General features: G+C 44.2%; 23 protein-coding genes. 22 read left to right on the forward strand and 1 reads right to left on the reverse strand.

Features of this window, described 5'->3' with window-relative positions; genetic code table 11:
* The first annotated feature begins 57 nt into the window (after positions 1-57).
* The 12 genes from coaBC to spoVM all read left to right on the forward strand — a co-directional run bounded on the left by coaBC (position 58) and on the right by spoVM (position 12,903).
* The gene (gene coaBC, locus RH061_RS08060) at positions 58-1,269 is read left to right on the forward strand and encodes a bifunctional phosphopantothenoylcysteine decarboxylase/phosphopantothenate--cysteine ligase CoaBC (RefSeq protein WP_311075235.1); all 1,212 of its coding nucleotides are present in this window, start codon (positions 58-60) and stop codon (positions 1,267-1,269) included.
* Positions 1,266-3,680 carry a primosomal protein N' gene (gene priA, locus RH061_RS08065; RefSeq protein ID WP_311075236.1) on the forward strand — a complete coding sequence of 805 codons (2,415 nt, stop codon included), beginning with the start codon at positions 1,266-1,268 and terminating at the stop codon, positions 3,678-3,680. The genes coaBC and priA overlap by 4 nt, the downstream gene beginning before the upstream one ends.
* Positions 3,681-3,822: 142 nt before the next feature.
* Entirely contained in the window at positions 3,823-4,308 is a 486-nt protein-coding gene (gene def / locus RH061_RS08070) for a peptide deformylase (RefSeq protein ID WP_311075237.1), read from the forward strand.
* Positions 4,305-5,258, forward strand: coding sequence for a methionyl-tRNA formyltransferase (fmt, locus tag RH061_RS08075; RefSeq protein WP_311075239.1), 954 nt, complete (start codon positions 4,305-4,307; stop codon positions 5,256-5,258). The genes def and fmt overlap by 4 nt, the downstream gene beginning before the upstream one ends.
* Positions 5,251-6,600, forward strand: a complete 1,350-nt coding sequence (rsmB, locus tag RH061_RS08080; protein ID WP_311075241.1) for a 16S rRNA (cytosine(967)-C(5))-methyltransferase RsmB — start codon at positions 5,251-5,253, stop codon at positions 6,598-6,600. Before fmt ends, rsmB begins: the two co-directional genes overlap by 8 nt.
* Before the next feature lies 1 nt (position 6,601).
* On the forward strand, positions 6,602-7,693 hold the full coding sequence (gene rlmN, locus RH061_RS08085) for a dual-specificity RNA methyltransferase RlmN (RefSeq protein WP_311075243.1): 1,092 nt from the start codon (positions 6,602-6,604) through the stop codon (positions 7,691-7,693).
* A gap of 4 nt (positions 7,694-7,697) precedes the next feature.
* Positions 7,698-8,450, forward strand: coding sequence for a Stp1/IreP family PP2C-type Ser/Thr phosphatase (locus tag RH061_RS08090; RefSeq protein ID WP_311076320.1), 753 nt, complete (start codon positions 7,698-7,700; stop codon positions 8,448-8,450).
* Between the two features lie 5 nt (positions 8,451-8,455).
* Complete coding sequence (gene pknB, locus RH061_RS08095) at positions 8,456-10,411, forward strand: Stk1 family PASTA domain-containing Ser/Thr kinase (RefSeq protein WP_311075245.1); 1,956 nt, start codon at positions 8,456-8,458, stop codon at positions 10,409-10,411.
* A gap of 18 nt (positions 10,412-10,429) precedes the next feature.
* Positions 10,430-11,311 carry a ribosome small subunit-dependent GTPase A gene (gene rsgA, locus RH061_RS08100; RefSeq protein WP_311075248.1) on the forward strand — a complete coding sequence of 294 codons (882 nt, stop codon included), beginning with the start codon at positions 10,430-10,432 and terminating at the stop codon, positions 11,309-11,311.
* A 3-nt stretch (positions 11,312-11,314) separates the two neighbouring features.
* On the forward strand, positions 11,315-11,956 hold the full coding sequence (gene rpe / locus RH061_RS08105) for a ribulose-phosphate 3-epimerase (RefSeq protein ID WP_311075250.1): 642 nt from the start codon (positions 11,315-11,317) through the stop codon (positions 11,954-11,956).
* 83 nt (positions 11,957-12,039) lie between these two features.
* On the forward strand, positions 12,040-12,687 hold the full coding sequence (locus tag RH061_RS08110; protein WP_311075252.1) for a thiamine diphosphokinase: 648 nt from the start codon (positions 12,040-12,042) through the stop codon (positions 12,685-12,687).
* Positions 12,688-12,822: 135 nt separating this feature from the next.
* Positions 12,823-12,903 (forward strand): stage V sporulation protein SpoVM, encoded by an 81-nt coding sequence (gene spoVM, locus RH061_RS08115; protein WP_167831967.1) that lies wholly within the window; start codon positions 12,823-12,825, stop codon positions 12,901-12,903.
* A 208-nt stretch (positions 12,904-13,111) separates the two neighbouring features.
* On the opposite strand, the gene rpmB is transcribed toward spoVM, so the two are convergent.
* Positions 13,112-13,300, reverse strand: a complete 189-nt coding sequence (gene rpmB / locus RH061_RS08120; RefSeq protein ID WP_023614934.1) for a 50S ribosomal protein L28 — start codon at positions 13,298-13,300, stop codon at positions 13,112-13,114.
* A gap of 294 nt (positions 13,301-13,594) precedes the next feature.
* Here rpmB and RH061_RS08125 point away from each other — a divergent pair, with 294 nt between their 5' ends.
* The 10 genes from RH061_RS08125 to smc all read left to right on the forward strand — a co-directional run bounded on the left by RH061_RS08125 (position 13,595) and on the right by smc (position 26,826).
* Positions 13,595-13,957, forward strand: coding sequence for an Asp23/Gls24 family envelope stress response protein (locus RH061_RS08125; protein ID WP_041965977.1), 363 nt, complete (start codon positions 13,595-13,597; stop codon positions 13,955-13,957).
* A 15-nt stretch (positions 13,958-13,972) separates the two neighbouring features.
* Positions 13,973-15,643 (forward strand): DAK2 domain-containing protein, encoded by a 1,671-nt coding sequence (locus RH061_RS08130; RefSeq protein ID WP_311075254.1) that lies wholly within the window; start codon positions 13,973-13,975, stop codon positions 15,641-15,643.
* A 393-nt stretch (positions 15,644-16,036) separates the two neighbouring features.
* On the forward strand, positions 16,037-18,085 hold the full coding sequence (gene recG / locus RH061_RS08135; RefSeq protein WP_311075255.1) for an ATP-dependent DNA helicase RecG: 2,049 nt from the start codon (positions 16,037-16,039) through the stop codon (positions 18,083-18,085).
* Between the two features lie 230 nt (positions 18,086-18,315).
* On the forward strand, positions 18,316-18,885 hold the full coding sequence (gene fapR, locus RH061_RS08140) for a transcription factor FapR (protein ID WP_311075257.1): 570 nt from the start codon (positions 18,316-18,318) through the stop codon (positions 18,883-18,885).
* A 13-nt stretch (positions 18,886-18,898) separates the two neighbouring features.
* On the forward strand, positions 18,899-19,882 hold the full coding sequence (plsX, locus tag RH061_RS08145) for a phosphate acyltransferase PlsX (protein ID WP_311075259.1): 984 nt from the start codon (positions 18,899-18,901) through the stop codon (positions 19,880-19,882).
* A 42-nt stretch (positions 19,883-19,924) separates the two neighbouring features.
* Positions 19,925-20,872, forward strand: coding sequence for an ACP S-malonyltransferase (gene fabD, locus RH061_RS08150; protein WP_311075260.1), 948 nt, complete (start codon positions 19,925-19,927; stop codon positions 20,870-20,872).
* A complete protein-coding gene (fabG, locus tag RH061_RS08155; protein WP_311075262.1) occupies positions 20,869-21,612 on the forward strand; it encodes a 3-oxoacyl-[acyl-carrier-protein] reductase in 744 nt (247 codons plus the stop codon). The genes fabD and fabG overlap by 4 nt, the downstream gene beginning before the upstream one ends.
* A 174-nt stretch (positions 21,613-21,786) precedes the next feature.
* Positions 21,787-22,020 (forward strand): acyl carrier protein, encoded by a 234-nt coding sequence (locus tag RH061_RS08160; RefSeq protein WP_167831778.1) that lies wholly within the window; start codon positions 21,787-21,789, stop codon positions 22,018-22,020.
* A gap of 265 nt (positions 22,021-22,285) precedes the next feature.
* A complete protein-coding gene (gene rnc, locus RH061_RS08165) occupies positions 22,286-23,053 on the forward strand; it encodes a ribonuclease III (protein ID WP_311075263.1) in 768 nt (255 codons plus the stop codon).
* 206 nt (positions 23,054-23,259) lie between these two features.
* Entirely contained in the window at positions 23,260-26,826 is a 3,567-nt protein-coding gene (smc, locus tag RH061_RS08170) for a chromosome segregation protein SMC (protein ID WP_311075264.1), read from the forward strand.
* Positions 26,827-26,853: the final 27 nt, after the last annotated feature.

Consider the following 26,853-nt stretch of genomic DNA (forward strand, 5'->3'; position numbering starts at 1 on the left):
AAAAATGTTATAGTTCAATCATAATGATAGTTTGTTGTAAAATGGGGGTTCTCTGACATGCTGAACGGTAAAAAAATTCTATTGTGCGTGACTGGTGGGATCGCTGTGTATAAGGGTGCTGCGCTGACGAGCAAGTTGACGCAGGCAGGCGCTGAAGTGAAGGTGATCCTAAGTGATTCTGCAGCTAAATTCGTTACTCCGCTCACTTTTCAGGCATTGTCCAGAAGTGAAGTTTATACAGATACATTCGACGAGAAAAATCCGGAAAATATTGCTCATATCCATTTAGCTGATTGGGCTGACTTGATTATTGTTGCACCGGCAACTGCCAATATCATCGGAAAACTTGCAAATGGGATTGCTGACAATATGATCTCCACTACACTTCTTGCCGCTACCGCCCCAGTGTGGGTAGCTCCGGCGATGAATGTACATATGTACCAGCATCCGGCGGTCCAGAAAAACATGGAGACTTTAAAAAGCTTTGGTTATGAATTCATTGAACCCGGAGAAGGGTATTTGGCATGTGGATACACAGGTAAGGGCCGTCTTGAAGAACCAGAGACAATCGTTGAGCTTGCCAGCCAATTTTTCACCAAAAATGGCGGCGAACTAGCTGGTAGAACGGTCTTGATTACTGCAGGCCCTACAAGGGAAAAAATCGATCCTGTCCGTTTCCTCACGAACCATTCAACTGGAAAGATGGGATACGCAATCGCTGGGGAAGCTGTGAAAATGGGGGCAAGAGTGATCCTTGTTTCGGGTCCGGTCAATCTGGAACCACCAAAGGGAGCAGAATTGTTCAAAGTAGAAAGTGCAGAGGATATGTACCAGGCCGCCCTTGAACATTTTGATGAAGCAGATATCATGATTGGTACCGCAGCCGTGGCTGATTACCGTCCGAAATATATATATGAAGAGAAAATGAAGAAAAAAGAAGGCGACCAGGCTCTTGAGCTAGAAAGAACGCGGGATATCTTGTTTGAGCTTGGCCAAAAGAAAAACGGCCAGGTTATGGTGGGTTTTGCAGCAGAAACCAATGATATTGAAATTCATGCGAAGGGCAAGCTTTCCAGGAAAAATGCAGACATGATTGTGGCGAATAACGTCAAGCAGGAAGGTGCCGGTTTTGGTGCAGATACGAATATCGTTACCATTTATAAAAAAGATGGTACAGCCATTAACCTGCCTTTGATGTCCAAGTCGGAGGTAGCCCGCAATATCCTTGCTGAAGTTGTCCAGTGTTTTAAAAAGGATGAAAGCTTATGAATATAGCAAGTGTTATTGTCGATGTGCCTGCGAAGCAAACTGACAAAACCTTTGACTATAAAATTCCAGATAAATTCCAGGATGTGATCAAGCCAGGGACAAGGGTCATCGTTCCGTTTGGTCCAAGGAAAATCCAGGGGTTTGTCAGGGAACTGAAGGACGAATCCAGCTTTTCAAAGCTGCGGGCAATAATCGAACCACTTGATTTGACACCAGTGCTGAATGAAGAGCTTCTCGAGCTGGGGGACTGGCTGACTGAACATACATTAAGCTATAAAATATCTTCTTACCAGGCAATGCTGCCGGCAGCATTGAAGGCTAAGTATGAAAAGAAGATTGTCCTTGCGAAAGGTGCTGAAGTTAGCGACCTCCCTGAAGATTTAAGAGTGTTATTCGCGGGGAACAGTGAAGTTAAATGGGAGGATGCTGTATCCAGAGGGCTTGTCCAGCAACTGCAGAAGGAAGCGGCATCCGGCAGGGTTGATGTTGTTTATCAGGTGAAGGACAGAGTACGAAAAAAGAAGCTCAAGCATGTTGCCCCGAATGTTGGTCCTGAGCAGCTGGCTGAGGCAAGGGATAAACTTTCACCTCAAGCCTCGGGACAACAAGCTGTACTTGATTTCTTTCTTGAACACCCGGAGCCTGTTGAACAAAGGCTGATTCTTTCCACTCTAGGAATCTCCCAGGCATCAATAAATTCACTTGTTAAGAAAGACATACTGAAGGTTGAAGAGCTGGAGGTTTACAGAGATCCATATTCAGAGCGGGAATTTAAACGGAAAATTGCTCTCGAACTGACAAATGAGCAGGAACAAGCTATTGCTCCAATCCTCTCATCCATTGAAAAGGATCTGCATGAAGTGTTTTTGTTATATGGGGTCACTGGCAGCGGTAAGACTGAAATCTACTTGCAGTCTATCCAGGAGGTACTGAGCAAAGGGAAAGAAGCGATTGTGCTCGTACCGGAAATCTCATTGACACCGCAAATGGTCACTCGCTTCAAGGAGCGGTTCGGTGATTTGGTGGCTGTCATGCATAGCGGCCTTTCTGCAGGAGAGAAATATGATGAATGGCGGAAAATCCAGCGCAAGGAAGTAAAAGTGGTGGTAGGAGCCAGGTCAGCGATTTTTGCTCCATTTGAGAATATCGGCATCATCATCATTGATGAAGAACATGAAACGAGCTACAAGCAGGAGGAGAACCCAAGATACCATGCAAGGGACGTGGCCATCCAGCGGGCAAAAACAAATGCTTGTCCGGTTGTCCTCGGAAGTGCCACACCATCGCTTGAATCATTTGCCAGGGCGCAAAAAGGGCGTTATACTTTGCTCTCTCTGCCAAAGCGGATGAACAATCAGGACCTTCCAACAGTTGAAATTGTCGATATGCGAGAGGAATTGCGAACAGGAAACCGTTCGATGTTTTCGGTTAAACTTTTTGAAAAGATAAAAGACAGGCTCGAGAAAAAAGAGCAGACCGTCCTGTTTTTAAATAAACGAGGACATTCGTCGTTTGTGATGTGCCGTGATTGCGGTTATGTCATGAATTGCCCTCATTGCGATATCACCCTCACATACCATAGATACAATGAGCAGATGAAATGCCATTATTGTGGACATGAAGACCGGGTGCCGACCATTTGTCCTGAATGCAATAGTGAACACATCCGCTATTTCGGGACAGGGACGCAGAAGGTTGAGGAAGAATTGGTCAAACTGATTCCTGAAGCGAGGATTATCAGGATGGATGTTGACACAACGGGCAGGAAAGGTGCGCATGAAAAGCTTCTTACTGCATTTCAGGAAGGCAAGGCAGACATCTTGCTCGGAACTCAAATGATTGCGAAAGGCTTGGATTTTCCAAACATCACTTTAGTAGGTGTCCTGTCAGCTGACACAATGCTGAACCTGCCGGATTTCCGGTCATCGGAAAAAACTTTCCAGCTTTTGACCCAGGTCAGCGGTAGGGCAGGAAGGCATAAACTTCCCGGAGAGGTCGTGATCCAGACTTATACTCCGGAGCATTACAGTGTCGAGCTTGCCGGAACGCAGGACTATGACCGCTTTTATCAGCAGGAGATGCTGATTCGCAAGGTCCATCAGTACCCGCCATTTTACTATCTTTCCCTGGTAACAGTCAGCCATGAAGAATTGATGAAGGTTGTATCCGTTACTGAGAAGATTGCAAAATTCATTTCATCAAGGCTTACAAAGGAAGCAGTCGTATTGGGGCCTGTAGCGTCTCCCATCCCGCGGATCAACGATAGATATCGATACCAATGTCTGATAAAATACAAAAAGGAACCAGAACTTAAAAATGCTCTCAAAACAATACTTGATCATTATCAGCAGGAAACGGGAACAGGGAAATTGCAGATTTCCGTTGACCTTAACCCTTATATCCTGATGTAATGATCATCCTTGGGAGTCGTTGCCTGATGAAGCCTTGTGAAAGTAACAAAGTTTGCTAAACTAGCCTTCAGGAAAGTTTACGAAAAAAGATGATTGAACAAGCTAATACTACTATTTAAATGGAATTATTGGAGGATTTATTTTGGCAGTAAGAAAAATAGTAACTTATCCAGCGGACATATTGGAGCAGGAATGCGAAAAGGTCACGGTTTTTGATAAAAAACTGGCAAAGCTGCTGGATGACATGTATGATACAATGATTGAATTTGACGGCGTCGGCCTGGCCGCTCCTCAAATAGACTTAAGGATGCAAATAGCCATCGTTGATATCGACGATGAACATGGAACGATCGAATTGATCAATCCGGAAATTCTCGAAACTAAAGGTGAACAGACTGGTCCGGAAGGATGTTTAAGCTTCCCGGGTTTATATGGAGAGGTCACACGCCCGAATTACGTGAAGGTCAAGGCTCAAAACCGCAAAGGGAAGAGCTTTGAAATTGAGGCAGAGGAGTTCCTTGCAAGAGCGATCCTGCATGAGATAGATCATCTGCACGGAGTGTTATTTACCACCAAGGTTTCAAAATATATCGATGAAGCCGAGTTAGAGGAGTTGAACCAGGAATGACAAGAATCGTATTTATGGGAACTCCGGACTTTTCTGTACCGGTTTTAAGAAGATTGGTCGATGAAGGCTATGATGTCATTGGAGTAGTCACCCAGCCAGATCGCCCGGTTGGCAGAAAACGGGTACTGACTCCGCCGCCTGTAAAAGCCGAAGCGATCAAGCATAATATCCCGGTTTATCAGCCGGAAAAAATTCGCCAGCAGGAAGAACTGGATAAAATCCTGGCGCTCGAACCAGATTTAATCGTTACCGCTGCTTTTGGTCAAATTTTACCAAATCAGCTGCTCGAGGCCCCGAAGTATGGCTGTATCAATGTCCATGCTTCCCTTCTTCCAGAGCTGCGAGGTGGAGCACCAATCCATTATGCTATCATTGAAGGAAAAGAGAAGACGGGTATCACGATCATGTTTATGGTTGAAAAATTGGACGCTGGCGATATCCTGACACAAGTCGAAGTGCCAATTACCGAAACAGATACGGTTGGGACATTGCATGATAAAATGAGTTCAGCTGGTGCGGATCTCTTATCAGAAACAATTCCAAAGCTCTTAAAAGGGGAAATCACTCCTGTTCCACAAAACGATGAAGATGCAACATTCGCATGGAATATCAAGCGCGAACAGGAAAAAATCGACTGGAACAGAAGCGGAGCCGAAATTTATAACCATATTCGCGGCATGAATCCATGGCCAGTTGCCTATACGACAATGGATGGAACAGTAATGAAGGTATGGAGTGCCGCTAAGGCAAGCTACTCGGGAAGTGACCAGCCTGGTACCATTGTCAAGATTGAGGAAGATGGTTTTGTTGTCGCAACTGCAGATGATACGGCAATAAAAATTACAGAGCTTCAGCCAGCAGGCAAGAAAAAGATGGATGCGAAGCAATTCTTGCTGGGTGCAGGGGCTAACTTACAGCCAGGCGCAAAGTTAGGAGACATCCATGAGTAAAAAGAAAAATGTCAGGGATTCTGCATTGCAGCTCCTTGAAACAATAGAAAAGAACCAGGCATACAGCAACTTGCTCTTGAATAATGCGATTGAAAAAAATGAAATCAACCCGATAGACGTCGGCTTGCTGACAGAATTGGTCTATGGTACGCTCCAGCGCAAAATGACCATCGATTTTTACCTTAAACCATTTATCGAGAAAAACAAAAAGCTTCAAAGCTGGGTCATCAATCTGCTTCGCATGACCCTATACCAGATGGTGTACTTGGATAAGATACCTGAAAGAGCCGCTATTTTTGAAGCAGTTGAAATTGCGAAGCGCAGGGGACATAAAGGCATTGCAAGTCTTGTGAATGGTGTGCTGAGAAGCATACAAAGAAACGGATTGCCTTCCCTGGATGCAATCACGGATCCTGCCGAAAGAATATCGATTGAGACAAGCCATCCTTTGTGGCTTGTAAGAAGATGGGTAAATCAATTTGGTGTGGAGAAGACCAGGGAAATGTGTGAAGTGAACTTAACTGCACCTCTCCAGACTGGCAGGGTCAATTTGACGAGGATATCACGGGATGAGTGCCTTGATCTTCTTGAGGAAGAAGGGTTTGAAGTAGAACCAAGTCCGATTCTCCCGGAAGCAATCAAGTGTCTGAGAGGCAATCTCGCTTCATCCAAAGCATTCAAGTATGGTTTGTTAACCATCCAGGATGAGAGTTCCATGCTGGTTGCCCACGCGCTGGGCATTAAGGAAGAAGAAGTCATTCTTGATGCATGTGCAGCCCCTGGAGGGAAAACTACTCATATCGCTGAGAAGCTGGCAAATAGCGGCAAAGTGATCTCACTCGATCTTCATGAGCACAAGGTCAAGTTAATCTCGGAAAATGCTGAGCGTCTTGGTCTAGAAAATATCGAAGCTCAAAAAATGGACAGTCGCGAGGCTGCGGCTCAATTTGAAAAAGAATCGATTGACCGGGTATTGCTGGATGCCCCATGCTCTGGCTTAGGGGTTATGAGACGAAAGCCGGATATGAAGTATACTAAGAAAGAACAGGATTTATCACAGCTGCAAACCATCCAGCTAAGCCTGCTGCAATCAGTTGCCCCGCTTTTAAAAGCAGGAGGGACACTTGTATATAGTACATGCACGGTTGACCGTGCAGAAAACCAGGAAGTAATGGAAGAATTTTTACGCGAGCATCCTGAATTCGAAGGAGATACAACATTTGCAGAAAGAATGCCTGAGACAATCAAACCATTGATCAGTGGTTATGATGTGCAGATTCTTCCGCAAGACTTTGGCTCTGATGGGTTTTATATTGCTTGTTTAAGAAAGAAGGTGGAATAACATGGAACAAGAAAAAACAACAAGAAATGCAGCAACAGAAGATACAGCAAAAAAGTCCATTTATTCACTTCAGCTTGATGAACTGAAGGACTGGCTGAAGGAACAAGGAGAAAAACCTTTCCGGGCAGAACAAGTATTTGACTGGCTTTACAAAAAAAGAGCAGTTTCCTTCGAGGATATGTCCAACCTCTCAAAAACTTTAAGGGACAAGCTGGAAGAGCATTTCGTATTGACAACACTCGATACTATTATTCAGCAGACATCATCAGATGGAACGATCAAGTTCTTATTCGAAATGCATGATGGCAAGTCCATTGAAACCGTACTTATGAGACATGAGTATGGAAACTCTGTTTGTGTAACCACACAGGTAGGCTGCAGGATTGGCTGCACTTTTTGTGCTTCAACACTTGGAGGCCTAAAAAGGAACCTGGAAGCAGGAGAAATTGTGGCCCAGGTCGTAAAAGTACAACAGGCACTTGATGAAACGGATGAAAGAGTCAGCTCAATTGTAATTATGGGAATCGGTGAACCGTTCGATAACTACGACAATATGCTTTCTTTCCTGAAGATCGTCAACCATGAAAAAGGCTTGAATATCGGCGCGCGTCATATTACGGTATCAACAAGCGGAATCATCCCGAAAATTTATCAGTTTGCTGATGAGAATATGCAAATCAACTTTGCGATTTCGCTGCACGCTCCGAATAGCGAACTGCGCAGCAGGCTGATGCCGATCAACCGTGCATATAAGCTTCCTGACCTGATGGATTCAGTCCGCTATTATGTGAACAAGACAGGACGGCGAATCAGCTTTGAGTATGGTCTTTTTGGCGGAGTGAATGACCAGGTTGAGCATGCGGAGGAGCTTGCGCAACTGGTTAAGGGCATTAAGTGCCATATTAATCTTATTCCAGTCAACTATGTACCTGAGCGTGATTACGTAAGGACACCAAAGAGCCAAATTTTCAAGTTTGAACGGACACTTCGCGACCGCGGAGTGAATGTGACAATCAGAAGAGAACAAGGGCATGACATTGAAGCAGCTTGCGGACAACTTCGGGCGAAAGAAAGAAAAGAAGAGACGAGGTGACAAAATGAAGGCTGTTTTCATGACAGACAGGGGAAAAGTCCGCCTGCATAATGAAGACAATGGCGGCATTTTTGTAAACTCTCACGGTCAGCGCCTTGCCATCGTAGCAGATGGCATGGGCGGCCACCGTGCGGGTGATGTTGCCAGTGAAATGACGATCAAGCATTTGAAGAATCTATGGGATAGTTCAACGCAGATACATACAGCAGAAGAAGCAGAAAAATGGATGGAAGAAGCGGTCTTGCAAGTCAATAAAGATATTTTCGAGCATTCCATGAAAAACACAGAGTGTGAAGGTATGGGAACAACCATCGTGGCGGCCATTTGTACAAACCTGTTCGCGACCATAGTAAATATAGGTGACAGCCGTTGTTACTTGTTGAATGAAACAGGATTCAAGCAGTTGACGGAGGATCACTCTCTTGTAAACGAACTGGTTCGATCTGGACAGATTTCAAGGGAAGATGCAGAGCATCATCCAAGGAAAAATGTTCTTTTAAGGGCGCTCGGTACTGAAGAGTCGGTCGAGATGGATGTGAAAACAATCATCTTTGAAGAGGAAGATGCCTTGCTGCTTTGTTCCGATGGCCTTTCCAATAAAGTGAGCCAGGATGAAATGGAAAGCATCGTTACAAACAAAGAGATGTCCCTTGAAGATAAAGCGGCAGAATTTATTAAAAGGGCAAACGAGTACGGCGGCGAAGATAATATAACTCTTGCTATCGTCGAATACCAGGAATTCAACGAGGGCAGGTGAAGAATATGATTATCGGAAAAAGAATCAGCGGGCGCTATAAAATCAAGGACATGATCGGCGGCGGAGGCATGGCGAATGTCTACCTTGCCCATGACATGATTCTCGATAGGGATGTAGCGGTCAAGATGCTTCGTCTTGATTTTGCCAATGATGATGAATTCATCCGCAGGTTCCATAGAGAAGCGCAATCCGCAACCAGTCTTGCTCACCCCAATATCGTCAGTATATATGATGTCGGGGAAGAGGACGGGCTATACTATATTGTGATGGAATATGTCGATGGTCAGACTTTGAAGCAGTACATACAGCAGCATGCGCCAGTGCCGGTTGAAGAAGCCCTGGACATCATGAAGCAGCTTACTTCCGCAATCTCACATGCCCATCAAAACCATATTGTTCACCGGGATATCAAGCCGCATAATATCCTGATCGACAGCAGCGGTACCGTAAAGATCACTGATTTCGGCATAGCGATGGCTTTAAGCGCGACCAGTATCACGCAAACGAATTCGGTACTTGGCTCTGTTCATTACCTTTCTCCTGAACAAGCACGGGGTGGCATGGCAAATAAAAAATCAGATATCTATTCGATTGGAATTGTCATGTTTGAATTGCTTACAGGAAGACTTCCGTTTTCAGGTGAATCAGCTGTATCAATCGCATTGAAACACTTACAGTCCGAGACTCCGTCTTTAAAGAGATGGAATCCGCAAATTCCTCAAAGCGTTGAGAATGTGGTTCTCAAGGCAACTGCGAAGGACCCTTTTCATCGATATGATACAGTGGATGAAATGGAAGAAGACTTGCGTACGGCACTCGATGCCAAACGTTTGAATGAAGGGAAGTTCGCCATACCAGAAGATGATGAAGCAACAAAAGCAATACCAATTATAACAAATGACCGTCCTTATCATAATCTTGATGAAACGATCGTACGTAAGGATGCTCCGGGTCCGATGGATGCTCCACAGGCAAAGCCGGAGAAAAAGAAGAAAAAGAAATGGCCGATTATATTGACAGGTTTGTTTTTATTGATCTTGACTGCGGGAATATTGATGGTAACAATAGGACCTGATATATTTGGCCCTAAGGAAAAAGATGTGCCAGATGTAAGTGGGATGGAAGTAGAAGATGCTGTCGCTGAGCTGATGTCCGCAGGTTTTATCATTGGAGACCGGAAGGAAATCAGCGATGAAGAAGTCGAAGAAGGAAATGTGATCCGCACCAACCCGAAAGCAGGAAAGATGATCAAAGAAGGCAATAAAATCGACTTGTACATCAGTACAGGAAAAGAAGAAGTGGAATTGTCGGATTATACCGATAGGAATTACGACGATGTTTACAAACTGCTGGAAGGTAAAGGCTTCAAGGATATCATTAAAACCGAAGTGCATGACGATAGCGAAGCTGGTACCATCATTGATCAAAATCCATCTGGCGGTGAATCCGTCATTCCTGAGGAGACAACTTTGGAATTTACAGTCAGCAAGGGACCAGAATTGGTAACATTGCGTGAGTTGAAAGGATACAATCAAGACAACCTCAATGTATATGAGGAAACCACTGGGCTGGTTATTGATGACAGTACTGAGGCGTTTCATGATACGATAGAAGCCGGATACGTCATTTCCCAAAAACCGGAAGCAGGAACTAAGCTACCACCGGGTAGTAAGGTAAGTGTGGTCATTTCGAAAGGGAAAGAAATGGTTCCTAAACGAGTGAAGCATGTCATAAGGATTCCGTATGAACCTTCAGAAGAAGGTGTACCGCAACAGATCCAGATATTCTATAGTGACCTTGAACATCCTGAGGATATGGTACCAGAGGACACTTTTGAAATAACAGAAAATACGGAAAGGGAATATGAATTTAATATTCCGCCAAACGATGAGGCTTATTATAGAGTTGTCCGTGATGGCAAGGTTATCGAAGAAAATACTGTTCCTTACCCAGAAGACTAACAGACAGGGAGTGTTGCTATGCCTGAGGGCAAAATTATCAAGGCACTGAGCGGCTTTTATTATGTTGCGAATGAAGATGGGGTTGTCCAATGCCGAGGACGAGGTGTTTTCCGCAAGAACAAGGTCACACCGCTTGTAGGTGATGAAGTCGTTTATCAGGCTGAGAACGACACGGAAGGCTATATTCTTGAAGTAAAAGACCGGAAGAATGAGTTGGTCCGCCCTCCGATTGCGAATGTAGACCAGGCCATCCTTGTTTTTTCAGCTGTAGAACCCGACTTCAGTACAGCCCTGCTCGACAGGTTTTTGGTACTAGTTGAATATAACCAAATCAAGCCACTCATCTGCATCACAAAAATGGATCTGACCAATGATGACCAAAAGTCCCGGCTTGAGGAATATGCAGAGGACTATCGGAATGCAGGATATGAAGTTATTTTAACTTCTTCTGAAACTTCAGAGGGACTGGAAAAACTAAAACCCCATATTGAGGGCAAAATATCTGTTTTTGCCGGTCAATCAGGAGTGGGTAAATCATCTCTGCTAAACGCAATCCGACCTGATCTGGAGTTGAAAACCGATGATATATCCTCCCATCTTGGCAGGGGCAAGCATACGACAAGGCATGTGGAGCTGATTACCATCAATAATGGGCTTGTTGCTGATACCCCTGGTTTCAGTTCTCTGGAATTCACAGAGATTGAAGCGGAGGAACTGAATTCATGCTTCCCGGACATTGCTGAAATCAGTGAGGATTGCAAATTCCGCGGCTGCCTTCATATGGCGGAGCCTAAATGTGCCGTCAAAGCAGCAGTCGAGTCAGGCTCATTGCCAGAATACAGATATTTGCATTATAAGGACTTCTTATTAGAAATAAAAGATAGAAAGCCGAGGTACTGAACCATGGTGAAAATCGCACCTTCAATTTTATCAGCCGACTTTGCCCGCCTGGGGGAAGAAATCAAGGATGTCGAGCGAGGTGGCGCTGATTATATTCATGTCGATGTAATGGATGGGCATTTCGTGCCGAATATAACGATAGGTCCACTGATTGTCGAAGCAATCAGGCCGGTAACAAAGCTGCCGCTTGATGTCCACCTGATGATCGAGAATCCGGACCAATATATCGAAGCTTTCGCAAAGGCAGGAGCGGATTACATTACAGTCCATGTGGAAGCCAGCAGGCATCTCCACAGGACAATCCAGCTGATTAAATCTACCGGTGTGAAAGCGGGGGTTGTCCTGAATCCAGCTACGCCTGTGGACAGCCTTAAGCATATAATTGAGGATGTCGACATGGTGTTGCTTATGTCCGTGAATCCTGGATTTGGCGGCCAGAAATTCATTTCCTCCGTTCTGCCGAAAATTAAACAGGTGAAAGAACTTGCAGACGCACTGAATCCTGATTTGGAAATTGAAGTCGATGGCGGCGTGAACGAAGAGACAGCCAAGCTTTGTGTAGGAGCAGGAGCTAATGTACTTGTAGCCGGTTCAGCAGTCTTTAATAAGGAAGACAGAAAAGCTGCTATCGCAAGCTTAAGATAATAAATAAAGCCAGCCGTCACATGCGGCTGGCTTTATTTAGCTTAGTATTTTCAAAATTTTTAACTGGAAAGAGGAGTTTTTTCATGATTATAAACTTAGTAGCAGGAGGGCCGAAAAACCTGATACCAGAGTTTCATTTATATGACGGAAGAAATGTCATCTGGATTGGGATCGATAGAGGTGTGTCCTATTTATTGAACGCGGGAATCAAGCCATCTGCTGCCTTTGGTGATTTTGACTCTGTGTCAGAAGCAGAATTGGCAGAAATCGAAGAAGCTGTTTCAGATCTGAATAAATTCAAGCCTGAAAAAGATGAGACAGATATGGAACTAGCTTTAAACTGGGCTCTTGAGCAGGAACCAGAATCCATCAAGGTATTTGGAGCAACCGGAGGAAGGCTGGACCATTTGATGGCAAACATCCAGCTTCTGGTCAAGCCACTTCAGGACCGTTCTACCGTGCATATCGAAATCATTGATACAAAAAATATTTTGTACGTAAAAGAACCAGGTACCTACTCCGTGAGCAAGATTGATGAATTTAAATATATTTCCTTCCTCCCTATAACACCAGCAGTCTCTGGACTTACGCTAGAAAATTTTAAATACCCATTAAATGACTGTCATATTCCTATGGGGTCGACACTATGTATTAGTAATGAACTTATTAGAGGTCATGGTAATTTTTCATTTTCTGAAGGCATATTATTAGTTGTAAGGAGCAAGGATTGAAAGGTCTTCTAAAAGCTCTATTCATGAATTGAATTCACGGACTCACATGAAAGGAGCAATTTTTGCATACCGGCGAATATACTGTACGGATGCAGAAAGAAGACTGGTTTTCGAGAGATGGTGAGGAGGGACGGTATGAGATTCTATACAATCAAACTGCCTAAATTTTTAGGGGGCCTCGTACGGGCGATGTTAGGTGCATTTAAAAAGGAATAGAAGCCATAAAAGAGTAATTTAAGAGAGAATATGAAAATTCCCTTGGCACCCTGGAAACGGGGTGCTATTATTTTTGCCGCCAATTGGGAAGAATGAGAATGGAGACGGATTAATAAGTTGCGCAAAAATAAAAAAGGCACCCTCAAGGATGCCGTGCAGCTTCCTGCCGGCTGCTGGAGCCAGGCAGAATATCTGCGACCTTTTTTAATTAAACGCGCTCAACTTTACCTGATCTTAGAGCTCTTGCAGATACCCAAACACGCTTAGGCTTACCGTCTACAAGAATACGTACTTTTTGAAGGTTAGCACCCCATGTACGCTTGTTAGCGTTCATTGCATGAGAGCGTGCGTTACCAGAACGAGTTGATTTACCAGTTACTACACATTTACGTGGCATATGATTTCCCTCCTAACTGACAAAAGCTGATACTATTGTTTTGCTGCAATTATTTGCATATCGTCAGAATTGCGAATAAATAGGATAACCTTTTCTCTGACATACTTTAATAATTTATCATAGAAATTTCGCATTTGCAATAGTTCTGGCGAAAGCTATAAAGAAAAAAACCTTGACATATAGTTGAGATTCTTGCTGAATAATAAAGGGAAGGGCAGAATAACTTTAAAAATTGATTGGCTTATAGTAAAATAACTGTAGCATAATGCTATTTTTCCAAAGGGGGAACGAATCATGTCCATCGAGCTAAAAACGAAGTACGGACAAATTGATATATCAAATGATGTCATTGCAACGATCGCGGGCGGCGCAGCAGTCGATTGCTATGGTATTGTCGGGATGGCTTCAAAGAATCAGATCAAGGACGGATTGACAGATATTTTGCGCAGGGAGAATTTCACTCGCGGAGTAATCGTTCGCCAGGAAAACGAGGAAGTACATATCGATATGTATATTATTGTGAGCTATGGGACGAAAATTTCCGAGGTTGCCCACAATGTCCAGTCAAAGGTTAAGTACACTCTTGATAAAACTGTAGGGCTGGCAGTTGACTCGGTCAATATTTACGTTCAGGGAGTTCGTGTAACGAACCCGTAAGAGGAGGAAAGATTTGTGTCTATTAATGTTCTAGACGGAAAACGTTTTGCGGAGATGGTGATTCAGGGTGCCAACCATTTGGCGGCGAATGCCAAGTATGTCGACGCGCTTAACGTCTTCCCTGTTCCTGATGGTGATACGGGAACGAATATGAATTTATCCATGACTTCCGGTGCTAAGGAAGTAAAGAACAATGTACAGGAACATATCGGAAAGGTTGGTTCTGCGCTTGCCAAGGGCTTGCTTATGGGAGCGAGAGGTAACTCTGGGGTTATCCTTTCCCAATTATTCCGTGGTTTTGCAAAAGCGATCGAAAACAAGCCGACTGTGAACTCTGTAGAGTTTGCCGCTGCGTTGAACGCAGGTGTCGAAACAGCTTATAAAGCTGTCATGAAACCTGTGGAAGGCACGATTTTAACAGTTGCAAAGGATGCTGCAAGGCATGCTGTCGCTGTTGCAAAGAACCATGAAAGCCTTATTGGCTTGATGGAGGAAGTGCTGAAAGAAGCGAAGGCATCATTAAACCGCACACCAGACCTGCTGCCTGTCCTGAAGGAAGTAGGAGTAGTGGACAGTGGCGGTCAGGGTCTTGTATTCGTTTATGAAGGCTTCCTTGCAGAATTGAAGGGCGAAAAGCTTCCTGATTCCCCATCTGCAATGCCGAACATGAATGAGCTTGTCAGCGCTGAGCATCATAAGAGCGTCCAGAGCCACATGAATACAGAGGATATCGAATTCGGCTATTGTACTGAATTCATGGTCAGGCTTGAAGGGAAAGAAGCATTCTCGGAGGAAAATTTCCGCCAAGACTTGAGTAAATACGGAGATTCACTTCTGGTAATTTCCGATGAAGAAGTTGTAAAAGTACATATCCACTCAGAACAGCCTGGCGAGGTTCTGACTTATGGACAAAAATATGGAAACCTCATTAATATGAAAATTGAGAACATGCGCCAGCAGCACACTGATATTGTCGGTGAACCATCTACTCCGCTTCGTACACAGGCCAATGAGCCGAAAAAGGAAAAGCGTGAGTATGGAATCGTCGCTGTCTCAATGGGTTCCGGTATTGCTGAGTTGTTCCGCAGCATCGGTGCGAACGCCGTGATCGAAGGCGGACAGACGATGAATCCAAGCACTGAGGATATCATTAAGGCAATCAAGGAAGTGAATGCGCGCAAGGTCATCATCCTTCCAAACAATAAAAACATCATCATGGCCGCTGAGCAGGCTGCAGAGGTAGCGGAGGAAGAAGTGGTAGTCATTCCTTCTAAAACGGTGCCTCAGGGAATGACAGCATTGCTTTCATTTAACCCATCGGCTGAACCTGGTGATAATAAAGAAGCAATGACAGAAGCTATGCAGCATGTGAAAACAGGCCAGCTGACATATGCAGTCCGCGACACAAGTATTGACGGACTTGAAATCTCAACAGGAGATTTCATGGGTATTTCAGATGGAAAGATCGTCTTGAAGGACCAGGATAAAGTCAAGGCAGCAAAGGATCTATTGGATCAGATGCTTGACGAGGATTCAGAAATCCTGACAATCCTCAAAGGTGAAGATGCCTCTGATGAAGATGTCGATTCCATTGTCGAGTTTGTTGAAAACAATTATGGCGATGTAGAAGTTGAAGTCCATAATGGAGAACAGCCATTATACGCCTTCATCTTCGCGATCGAATAATGAATCCAGAGCAGGGAATTCTCCGGCTGGACAAGTAAAATTGGAATATGGTACTAAGAAATAGAAGGGGACTCCCCTTCTATTTCGTTTTGTTTATAAAGGGTATTACTATTTGAGTCCGCTATGTTATGTTGATGATAAACGTAATCATGGCTGCATTGCCCGATAAAGATCTGAACAGGCAAAAATGGTAAAAGCAGAGGTTCTGCATTGCCCGAAAACGGCTGCTCAGGGAAAAACGGTAAAAGCAGAAGTTATACATTGCCCCAAAATGAGTTACACAGGCAAAAAGAGTCATAACGGAAATCCAGAAACAGCGTGAGGAGGGGGAGCGGCAACACCGATTGGCCGGGAGCTGGAGGCCAGATATTTTCGGTATACCGCTTGATAATCGTGAATGAACAATTAAAACAACCAGTAACAGCAGTTAAAGGAATCGGCAATGAAATGGCGGATACCCTGGCAGACATGCACATCAGGACTGTCGGTGACTTGCTTGAATACTTCCCATACCGTTATGAAGATTATCGACTTAAGGATCTTGCAGAAGTCAAACATGACGAGAGAGTCACGGTAGAGGGAGTGGTTCACAGCGAACCCTCCGTTGTATATTATGGCCGTAAAAAGAACCGTCTGACAGTGAGGCTGTTAGTTGGCCGGTATCTAATCATTGCTACATTCTTTAACCAGCCTTATCTAAAACAAAAAATAAATGTCGGTGAAACGATTTCTGTTACCGGGAAGTGGGATCAGCACAGGCAGACGATCACTGCAACTCAAATGTCAGTAGGCGGGCATGGAAAGAGCCAGGATTTTGAACCTGTTTACGCTGTAAAAGGGAAAATGACCGTGAAAACGATCAGGAGGCTGATCAAGCAGGCGTTTTCCCAATTTGGACACGAAATTGAAGAAATCTTGCCGGCTGAGCTTCTTCAGAAATATAAGCTGCTGAACCGAAGGGATGCTCTTAGAATCATGCATTTCCCGTCAGATTCCGAAGAGATGAAGCAGGCAAGAAGAAGATTTGTTTATGAGGAGTTTCTTTTATTCCAGCTTAAGATGCAGTCCTTGAGAAAGCTTGAGCGGGAACAGAGTCCAGGAATTGCGATTTCATATGAATTGGACAAGCTAAAAGCATTCATTTCAGGACTGCCTTTTCCACTAACAGGGGCGCAGAAACGGGTGGTAAATGAAATTCTTGGGGACATGAAGTCACCTTACCGCATGAATCGCCTTCTTCAAGGAGACGTAGGCTCAGGTAAAACAGTAGTTGCGGCGATTGCCCTTTATGCCGCTAAGAGTGCCGGTTACCAAGGGGCATTAATGGTTCCGACCGAAATTCTGGCCGAACAGCACTCGCAATCATTGGCGCAAATGCTTGAGCCTTTCGGGATTTCAGTTGCTCTTCTGACAAGTTCAGTTAAAGGCAAGCGTAGAAGAGAGATGCTTGAAGAGCTAAAACTCGGTGAAATTGACGTTCTGATTGGGACACATGCATTGATCCAGGATGAAGTGGATTTTCATAACCTGGGACTGGTGATCACGGATGAACAGCATCGTTTTGGCGTTGAACAAAGACGAGTGCTTAGGGAAAAAGGGGAAAACCCTGATGTCCTGTTCATGACTGCGACTCCAATTCCACGGACTCTTGCCATTACCGTATTTGGTGAAATGGATGTCTCTGTCATTGATGAAATGCCAGCAGGACGTAAAACGATCGAAACGTATTGGGCCAAACATGAAATGCTTGAGCGAGTGCTTGCCTTCATGGAAAAAGAACTGGCGAAAGGAAGGCAGGCCTATGTGATTTGTCCTCTTATCGAGGAGTCTGATAAGCTGGATGTCCAGAACGCAATTGATGTGCACAGCACATTGAGCTTCTTTTTTAAGGACCGTTACAAAGTCGGTCTGATGCATGGACGCCTTCATTCGGATGAGAAAGACCAAGTGATGAAATCATTCAGTGAAAATGAGGTCCAGGTCCTCGTTTCGACTACAGTTGTCGAGGTTGGAGTCAATGTCCCGAATGCGACGGTCATGCTGATATATGATGCTGAGCGATTTGGTCTGGCACAGCTTCACCAATTAAGAGGCAGGGTTGGCCGTGGCAGTGACCAATCCTACTGTATTCTCCTTGCAGATCCTAAAAGTGAAGTCGGGAAAGAGCGTATGAAAATAATGTCTGAAACGAATGATGGATTTGTTCTTAGTGAGAAGGATTTAGAACTTCGGGGGCCAGGCGACTTCTTTGGGAAAAAACAAAGCGGCCTGCCTGAATTCAAGGTAGCGGATATGGTCCATGATTACCGTGCGTTAGAAACAGCAAGGAATGATGCTGCTCTCCTTGTTCAATCAGAAGCTTTCTGGCATGGCGGAAAATATAGATTATTGCGGGAGTATTTAGAGGAAACAGGTGCTCTTGCCAATGAGAAACTGGATTGACCCTTAATGAATCTATTGACTATTGAAAGATTCATAGAATGGACGAAAGCAGATTCAGTTATGAGTCTGCTTTTGTTATGCGCAGAACGCGGAACCTTCGGGCACATATCGACGCAATATACGGCAGGACCAGTGGGCCTTCGCTTTTCTATTTTCTTCTTGCAATCTTTTTTTATTATATATATACTACTATTAGTACCTAGTCTTAATAGCTCGGGCGGTGTTTAGTAATGAAACGCAACAAAAGAGAACGTCAGTCCATGTTGACTGAGACGATAAAAGAAAATCCCTTCATAACAGATGAGGAATTGGCGGAAAAGTTTTCTGTCAGTATCCAGACAATAAGGCTGGACAGATTGGAATTATCAATTCCTGAATTAAGGGAAAGAATTAAAAACGTGGCGGAAAAACGTTTTGAAGATGAAGTCCGTTCACTGCCGCTGGAAGAAGTAATTGGAGAAATTATTGATATCGAACTTGACCAGAGTGCAATATCAATTTTGGATATAAAAAAAGAACATGTGTTCAAACGGAATAAAATCGCCAGGGGGCATCATTTATTTGCCCAGGCTAATTCACTGGCAGTTGCAGTTATAAATGATGAGCTTGCATTAACAGCAAAAGCGAATATCCAATTCACAAGGTCGGTAAAAGAAGGTGAAAGGGTAATTGCCAAAGCAAGAGTGAAAAAGATCGATAGTGAAAACGGACGGACACATGTAGAAGTGGTAAGTTTTGTGAATAGTGAAAGTGTTTTTAAAGGCGATTTTGAAATGTATCGTTCAAAAAATGATAAATAAGGGATGAATAGCGATGAGGCTAGCAGTAGATGCGATGGGCGGAGACAATGCACCAAGAGAAATCGTCCTCGGAGCAATGAAAGCAATCGAAAAATATAATGACATACATATCGTGCTTGTAGGCGACGAAAAGAAAATCAGGGAGCACCTTACAACTGATGAGAGAATAGAAATTCTTCATACTGAAGAAGTGATCCTTGGTACCGATGAGCCAGTGAGGGCAGTGCGCCGTAAGAAAACAGCTTCCATGGTCCTGGCAGCTCAGCAAGTTGCTGACGGCAATGCGGATGCCTGTATTTCTGCCGGAAATACAGGAGCTTTGATGGCTGCTGGGTTGTTTGTAGTTGGTAGAATTGAAGGGATTGAACGGCCGGCTCTTGCGCCTACTCTGCCTACAATTGGAGGAGAAGGCTTCCTGCTTCTGGACGTCGGAGCCAATGCTGATGCAAAGCCTGAACACCTTGTCCAATATGCAATCATGGGGTCGATATACAGCGAGAAGGCAAGAGGGATTGCAAATCCGCGTGTTGGCTTGCTGAATATTGGCACAGAGGAGAAGAAGGGCAACGAGCTTGTCAGGAATACATTTGAGTTATTGAAGGATGCAGATATTAATTTCATCGGCAATGTTGAATCCAGGGACTTGCTCGAGGGAGCTGCGGATGTTGTCGTCGCAGACGGTTTTACCGGGAATATGGTCCTTAAAACCATTGAAGGTACCGCAATGTCGGTGTTTAAAATGCTTAAATCTGCTTTGACTTCAAGCTTTAAAAGCAAGATGGCAGCTGCTGTCCTGAAGCCGGATTTGACAGTGCTGAAGAATAAGATGGATTACACGGAATATGGCGGTGCTGGACTTTTTGGCCTAAAGGCGCCGGTAATCAAAGCACATGGATCGTCTGACGCGAATGCAGTTTTTAATTCGATTCGCCAGGCGAGGGAAATGGTTGAGAAGGATGTATCGGGAACAATCAAATCAGCCATCGAAAAAAGGTAATGTATTGGCAATTTAAAATAACGAGTTAAAGGGGAATCTTTCATGGGGAAAATCGCGTTTTTGTTTCCTGGACAGGGATCGCAGACAGTAGGGATGGGAAAGGCCCTTGCGGATGCAGAACAATCAGTCTCAGAAACTTTTAAAAAAGCGGATGAGGTCCTGGGTGAAAGCTTAAGCAACCTGATTTTTGAAGGGCCGCAAGAAAAGCTTACGCTTACGACAAATGCTCAGCCTGCTCTTTTGACAACTAGTATTGCGATCTTGAATTATTTCAGCCAGTTTGGGATCAAGCCGGACTATACAGCCGGCCATAGTCTAGGTGAATATTCTGCTTTGGTCGCATCAGAAGCTATTTCGTTTGAAGATGCTGTGTATGCAGTCCGTAAACGTGGTGAGTTCATGGAAGAAGCTGTGCCAAATGGAGAAGGAACAATGGCGGCTGTTCTCGGCATGGATCGCCATAAGCTCATGGATGTGACCGAGACGGTAACCTCTGGCGGGAATCCTGTTCAGTTAGCCAATTTGAATTGTCCTGGACAAATCGTGATTTCTGGTTCAAAGCTTGGAGTGGAAGAAGCTTCAGTGAAGGCGAAGGAAGCTGGAGCTAAACGGGTTATACCTCTGGATGTCAGTGGTCCGTTCCACTCATCACTTATGAAGCCGGCAGCTGAAAGATATGAAACTATACTGGAAAAAATCGCAATAAAAAATGCGGTTATTCCGGTGATTGGCAATGTGACGGCCGAACCTATGACAGATGCCTCTGAATTCAAGAAAAGACTGGTAGAGCAGCTTTACTCTCCGGTACTATGGGAAGACTCAGTGGCTAAAATGCTGGAACTTGGTGTCGATACTTTTATAGAAATCGGACCTGGTAAGGTCCTGTCAGGGCTTGTTAAGAAGGTAGACCGCTCAGCAAAGACGTTTGCAATCTATGATGCAGAAACTTGTGCAGCAGCTGTTGCTGCCCTGAAGGAGGAGATGGAATGAGACTGGAAGGTAAAGTGGCGCTGGTAACTGGTGCCTCACGTGGAATTGGACGCGAAATTGCTTTTGAACTTGCCAGGGAAGGCGCATCTGTTGCTGTCAATTATGCAGGAAGTGAAGCAAAGGCGCTTGAAGTGGTTGATGAAATTAAGGCGATGGGACGAGATGCATTTGCGATCCAGGCAGATGTTTCCAATTCTGAATCAGTAAATGGTATGGCAAAAGAAACAATCGAGCGTTTCGGCAAGATTGATATTCTTGTTAACAATGCGGGTATAACTAAAGACAATCTGTTGATGAGGATGAAAGAGTCTGAATGGGATGATGTCATCAACATTAACTTAAAAGGTGTCTTTCTGTGTACGAAAGCAGTCACAAGACAAATGATGAAACAGAGAAGCGGAAGAATCATCAATATCTCCTCTATCGTCGGTGTCAGCGGAAATCCTGGGCAAGCTAACTATGTTGCTGCAAAATCAGGTGTGATCGGGCTAACAAAAACATCTGCGAAGGAACTTTCCTCCAGGGGCATCACCGTGAACGCAGTGGCTCCAGGCTTCATCACGACAGATATGACGGATAAGCTAAACGAGGATGTTAAAACGGAAATGCTCAAGCAGATTCCGCTGGCACGTTTCGGTGAGCCAAAAGACATCGCAAGAACAGTCGTCTTCCTGGCATCAGAAGACAGTGCCTATATGACAGGCCAAACCCTCCACGTAGATGGCGGCATGGTGATGTAGGACAGGATTTATTTTTCCTGTTATCCTGCACGATAGATGACAAGTTACTGTCCAATTTCAGGCTATGATATAATCACCATCCTAGTTGTACAGGGTTTAATATTAAAAAGTTATTACAGCCATTTATTATTTAAATAAAATCAACTATAATGGCTTGAGGGGAGGTGAACAAGCATGGCAGACGTTTTAGAACGCGTAACAAAAATTATTGTTGACCGTTTGGGAGTAGATGAATCTCAAGTAACTCTAGAAGCATCTTTTAAAGATGATCTTGGTGCTGATTCCCTTGATGTTGTTGAATTGGTTATGGAATTAGAAGACGAGTTCGACATGGAAATTTCTGATGATGATGCTGAAAAAATCGGTACAGTTGGTGACGCTGTTAACTACATAAATAGCCAAAAGTAATTGTTCGATTTACAAAGAAGCTCCGTTTTTATAAACGGGGCTTTCTTCTGTAAAAAAGTCCTAAAATCTAGGGTGTGGATGTAATTTGAACTGTAATTCAGCAATCTTTAATAGTAATCTGCTGGAATACACCAAGTTTTTTTGCTTTATTGGCGTTATTTTTTGTAAACTGTTAGTAGTCTGTTTTGTTTTGCAAATGCACGATCAAACAAATCTGCAAATCATTCAAGAACAGCTTTAAATTATGGGCAAGGTGGAATAAATCATGCGCAACAATGGAAGAGAAAGAGAAAAAAAGAATATTCGCGCAAAGGAGCAGAAATTCAAAGAATTCCAGGACAAAATTGGTATTCATTTTGATAGTGAGAAGCTTTTAAAACAGGCATTTACACATTCATCCTATGTGAATGAGCATCGTAGAAAGCCTCATGAAGATAATGAGAGGCTGGAGTTTCTTGGTGACGCTGTTTTGGAACTGACTGTATCCCAATTCTTATATAAGAAATACCCGATGATGAGTGAGGGAGAGCTTACTAAGCTGCGCGCGGCTGTAGTTTGTGAACCATCACTTGTAGCCTTTGCCAATGAACTTTCCTTTGGTGAACTAGTTTTGCTTGGCAAGGGAGAAGAAATGACTGGCGGAAGAACCAGGCCGGCTCTTTTGGCAGATGTATTCGAAGCGTTCATCGGTGCCTTATACTTGGACAAAGGAATTGAAACAGTCACTACATTCCTAGAAGAAATTGTGTTTCCGAAAATCAATGCCGGTGCTTTTTCTCATGTGATGGATTTTAAGAGTCAGCTTCAGGAACTTGTACAGAGGGATGGTGCAGGATCGCTTGAATATCGGATCATGAAAGAAATTGGTCCAGCGCACAGCCGGGAATTCGAATCCCGAGTCTACCTTAATGGGCAAGAATTAGGGACAGGCACAGGTCGATCAAAAAAGGAAGCAGAGCAGCATGCTGCCCAGATGGCCCTTGAAAAATTGAAGTCCCATATGGAAGCGAATATGGAAATGGGCGATAAATAGAACGGTTTTTACAAAAGAAGATGCATCTAAAACTCAAAATTGTCTAGCTCCAGCGCCTAGCCCCTCGAGTCGCTTCGGTCCGCCCAATGAAGTCAAAGAACGACTTCACTGGTCGGCCATCCAGCGCTTGTCGGGGCTGGACAAGGCGCTTGCGCTTTTCGAATGTCAACTTAGAGAAATAGTTTAACTGGAAAGGGAGAGCCATATTGTTTTTAAAACGATTAGATGTGGTCGGCTTTAAATCGTTTGCGGAAAGGATCTCAGTAGAATTCGTTCCAGGTGTGACTGCTGTCGTGGGTCCAAATGGTAGCGGGAAAAGCAATATTACTGACTCCATCCGCTGGGTTCTGGGGGAACAATCAGCCAAGTCGCTCCGAGGTGCAAAAATGGAAGATATCATCTTTGCCGGAAGTGATTCGCGGAAGCCGCTGAATTTCGCAGAAGTAACGTTGACCCTTGATAACGAAGATCAATCACTGCCGCTGGATTACAATGAAGTGAGTGTAACACGGCGTGTCTTCCGTTCAGGAGACAGTGAATATTTGATCAACAAGCAGAATTGCCGACTAAAGGATATTGTTGATTTGTTCATGGATTCAGGACTGGGCCGTGAAGCTTTCTCCATTATCAGCCAGGGAAGGGTTGAGGAAATCCTCAACAGCAAACCTGAGGACCGCAGGACAATTTTTGAAGAGGCTGCTGGTGTCCTGAAATATAAGTACAGGAAGAAAAAAGCAGAAAGCAAGCTTTTTGAAACCCAAGAGAATTTAAATCGGGTAACGGACATCATCCATGAATTAGAGGGTCAGGTAGAGCCATTAAAAATCCAGGCTGCGATTGCAAAGGATTACCTGCAGCAAAAGGAAGAACTGGAACAGATTGAAGTGGCACTGACTGCTTATGAAATTGAAGATTTGCATAGGCGATGGGAACAGCTGTCGAGACAGCTTGAACAACATAAAGAAGATGAACTCAAACAGTCTGCTGGCCTTCAGAAGAAAGAAGCACAAATAGAACAAATGAGGGACCAGCTTGCGGCACTGGATGAATCGGTCAGCGATTTGCAGAACGTGCTCTTGCATGCCAGCGAGGAGCTTGAAAAGCTTGAAGGCAGAAGAGAAGTTCTCAAGGAACGAAAGAAGAATGCATCACAAAACAAAGGTCAGCTCGAAAAGAATATTGAGGAACTGACATCTTCGATTGAGCTGCTGGAAAACCAGAAGGCTGAGTACGAACAATCTGTTTCTGTATTAGCTGGCGAAGCTGCTGCCCTACAGAAAGAACTTCAGCAGAAGCAGGAACAGTTAAATCTATACAGTGAAGATGTCGAGCATAAAATAGATTCTATCAAAAGCGATTACATCGAGGTGCTGAACGAACAGGCTGGCGCCAAAAATGAAAAAATTTATATTGAGCAACAGCTGCAGCAACAAGCAGCCAAAGGATCAAGGCTGGATACTGACAACGATCGTTTTGTCTCAGTTCGTGATGAAATCAATGAGAGGAAAGCGGAAATAGAGAAAAAGGTCACCTCTACCCAGAAGGAATTGGAGGAGCAGGCTAGAATCTTTTTTGATGAACAGAAGAAGCTTGAATCTTTAAGGAATAATTACGAGAAGCAAGAGAAAACGCTATATCAAGCCTATCAGTACCTGCAGCAAGCTAAATCCAAAAAAGAAATGCTGGAAGAAATGGAAGAGGATTATTCAGGCTTTTTCCAGGGTGTAAAAGAAGTTCTGAAGGCGAGGGACACCCGTCTGCAAGGAATAGAGGGTGCAATTGCTGAATTAATCCAAGTTCCTAAGCAATATGAAACGGCAATCGAAACAGCTCTTGGCGGTGCGATGCAGCATATTGTTGTCCGAAATGAAGAGAATGCGAGAGCCGCAATCCATTTCCTGAAGCAAAAATCATTCGGCAGAGCTACCTTCCTGCCTATGAGCATCATCAAAGGGAAATATCTGCAATCCTCACAGCTTGCCCTTCTTTCAGGCAACAGTGCTTATATCGGCACTGCTGCTGAATTGATTCAATTCGATCAAAAATATGCTGAAGTCGTAAAGAGCTTGCTTGGCAATGTAGTGATCGCCAGGGATCTAAAGGGTGCGAATGAAATTGCCAAAATGCTTCAATACCGCAGCAGGATCGTTACGCTTGATGGCGATGTAGTCAATCCTGGCGGGTCGATGACTGGAGGAGCTGTGAAGCAAAAATCAAGTTCACTCCTTAGCCGTAAGGGTGAATTAGAGGATTTGACGAATAAGCTTGCCGATATGGAAGAAAAGACAAGTTTGCTTGAATCCAAGGTCAAATCATTAAAAGCTGATACGCAAGCCAGCGAAACACGGCTTGAAGAATTGCGGAGAGCAGGAGAAGAGCTTCGATTTAAACAGCAGGGCTTGAAGGGCGACCTTCGGGAAGTGGAATTGGAGCAGAAAAATATAAATGAACGACTATCTGTATACGATTCTGAGAAGACGCAGCTCGATACAGATAAAGAAAAGCTAGAATCCAGACTGGTTGAACTCGACGGCTTATTGGCTAAGTATAGAGAAAATCTTTTAAAATTCGATAAAGAAATAGAACGCTTGACCGAGCTGAAGAACTCGAATTCTACTTCCAAGGATACACTTGTATCTGAAATCAGTGATTTGAAGATCAGCCTGGCTTCCAAGAAAGAACAGCATTCCCATGTGAAGGAAAAGCTTGATTCAGCCGTTAACCAGGCAGAGGAGCAATCACGGAAATTGGATATTTTAAAAGAGGATCTCTCTCTTCTTTCCTCTGAAATGACGGATAGTTCTTCCGGTGAAACGCAATTGGAAGAAGCGGCAAAAAGAAAGCTGCAGGACAAGAATGAAACGCTTAAGCTGATTTCTTCACGCAGGAATGAGCGTCTGGAGCTTCAAAATAAGCTTGAGGACCAGGAGCTGGAATCGAAGGAGCTAAGGCGGCTTCTAAAGGGCATCAATGAAGTGCTCAAGGATGAAGAAGTGAAGCTGAACAGGCTTGACGTTGAACTGGATAATAAGCTTGCCCATCTTCGCGAGGAATACCTGCTATCATATGAAGCGGCAAAGGAACAATATCCTTTGACCATTCCGGCAGATGAGGCGAGAAGAAAAGTAAAGCTGATTAAAATGTCGATTGAGGAACTGGGAACGGTGAACCTTGGTTCTATTGAAGAATACGAGCGTGTCTCAGAGCGCTATGAATTTCTTTTGGAGCAGAAGAATGATCTCCAGGAAGCAAAGGACACCTTATTCCTTGTCATCGATGAAATGGACCTTGAGATGAAAAAGCGCTTTGAACAGACGTTCACCGCAATCCGTTCACACTTCGAGTCAGTGTTCCAGGCATTGTTTGGGGGAGGCAGAGCGGACCTGAGGCTGACTCAGCCTGATGACCTGCTGAATACCGGGGTAGAAATCGTCGCTCAGCCACCCGGAAAGAAGCTGCAAAACCTTGGCCTATTATCCGGCGGTGAGCGCGCGTTGACCGCGATTGCGCTATTGTTCTCCATCCTGAAAGTCCGTCCAGTACCATTCTGTATCCTCGATGAGGTGGAAGCTGCATTGGATGAGGCCAATGTATACCGTTTCGCTCAATACCTGAAGAAATACCGGGAGGAAACACAGTTTATTGTAATCACTCACCGCAAAGGTACAATGGAAGAAGCGGATGTCCTTTATGGTGTAACCATGCAGGAATCCGGAGTCTCCAAGCTGGTATCCGTCAGACTAGAAGATTCGAATGAACTGGTGAAAGCATAAAAGGAAGATATTTACCTTGTTCCGCCT

This window comes from Mesobacillus jeotgali (assembly GCF_031759225.1).
GTDB lineage: Bacteria > Bacillota > Bacilli > Bacillales > Cytobacillaceae > Mesobacillus > Mesobacillus jeotgali_B.

Coding starts and splice junctions, on each gene's coding strand:
- coaBC (WP_311075235.1), top strand. CDS start 58: ATGCTGAACGGTAAAAAAATTCTATTGTGCGTGACTGGTGGGATCGCT.
- priA (WP_311075236.1), top strand. CDS start 1,266: ATGAATATAGCAAGTGTTATTGTCGATGTGCCTGCGAAGCAAACTGAC.
- fmt (WP_311075239.1), top strand. CDS start 4,305: ATGACAAGAATCGTATTTATGGGAACTCCGGACTTTTCTGTACCGGTT.
- rsmB (WP_311075241.1), top strand. CDS start 5,251: ATGAGTAAAAAGAAAAATGTCAGGGATTCTGCATTGCAGCTCCTTGAA.
- rlmN (WP_311075243.1), top strand. CDS start 6,602: ATGGAACAAGAAAAAACAACAAGAAATGCAGCAACAGAAGATACAGCA.
- RH061_RS08090 (WP_311076320.1), top strand. CDS start 7,698: ATGAAGGCTGTTTTCATGACAGACAGGGGAAAAGTCCGCCTGCATAAT.
- pknB (WP_311075245.1), top strand. CDS start 8,456: ATGATTATCGGAAAAAGAATCAGCGGGCGCTATAAAATCAAGGACATG.
- rsgA (WP_311075248.1), top strand. CDS start 10,430: ATGCCTGAGGGCAAAATTATCAAGGCACTGAGCGGCTTTTATTATGTT.
- rpe (WP_311075250.1), top strand. CDS start 11,315: ATGGTGAAAATCGCACCTTCAATTTTATCAGCCGACTTTGCCCGCCTG.
- RH061_RS08110 (WP_311075252.1), top strand. CDS start 12,040: ATGATTATAAACTTAGTAGCAGGAGGGCCGAAAAACCTGATACCAGAG.
- spoVM (WP_167831967.1), top strand. CDS start 12,823: ATGAGATTCTATACAATCAAACTGCCTAAATTTTTAGGGGGCCTCGTA.
- rpmB (WP_023614934.1), bottom strand. CDS start 13,300: ATGCCACGTAAATGTGTAGTAACTGGTAAATCAACTCGTTCTGGTAAC.
- RH061_RS08125 (WP_041965977.1), top strand. CDS start 13,595: ATGTCCATCGAGCTAAAAACGAAGTACGGACAAATTGATATATCAAAT.
- fapR (WP_311075257.1), top strand. CDS start 18,316: ATGAAACGCAACAAAAGAGAACGTCAGTCCATGTTGACTGAGACGATA.
- plsX (WP_311075259.1), top strand. CDS start 18,899: ATGAGGCTAGCAGTAGATGCGATGGGCGGAGACAATGCACCAAGAGAA.
- fabD (WP_311075260.1), top strand. CDS start 19,925: ATGGGGAAAATCGCGTTTTTGTTTCCTGGACAGGGATCGCAGACAGTA.
- fabG (WP_311075262.1), top strand. CDS start 20,869: ATGAGACTGGAAGGTAAAGTGGCGCTGGTAACTGGTGCCTCACGTGGA.
- RH061_RS08160 (WP_167831778.1), top strand. CDS start 21,787: ATGGCAGACGTTTTAGAACGCGTAACAAAAATTATTGTTGACCGTTTG.
- rnc (WP_311075263.1), top strand. CDS start 22,286: ATGCGCAACAATGGAAGAGAAAGAGAAAAAAAGAATATTCGCGCAAAG.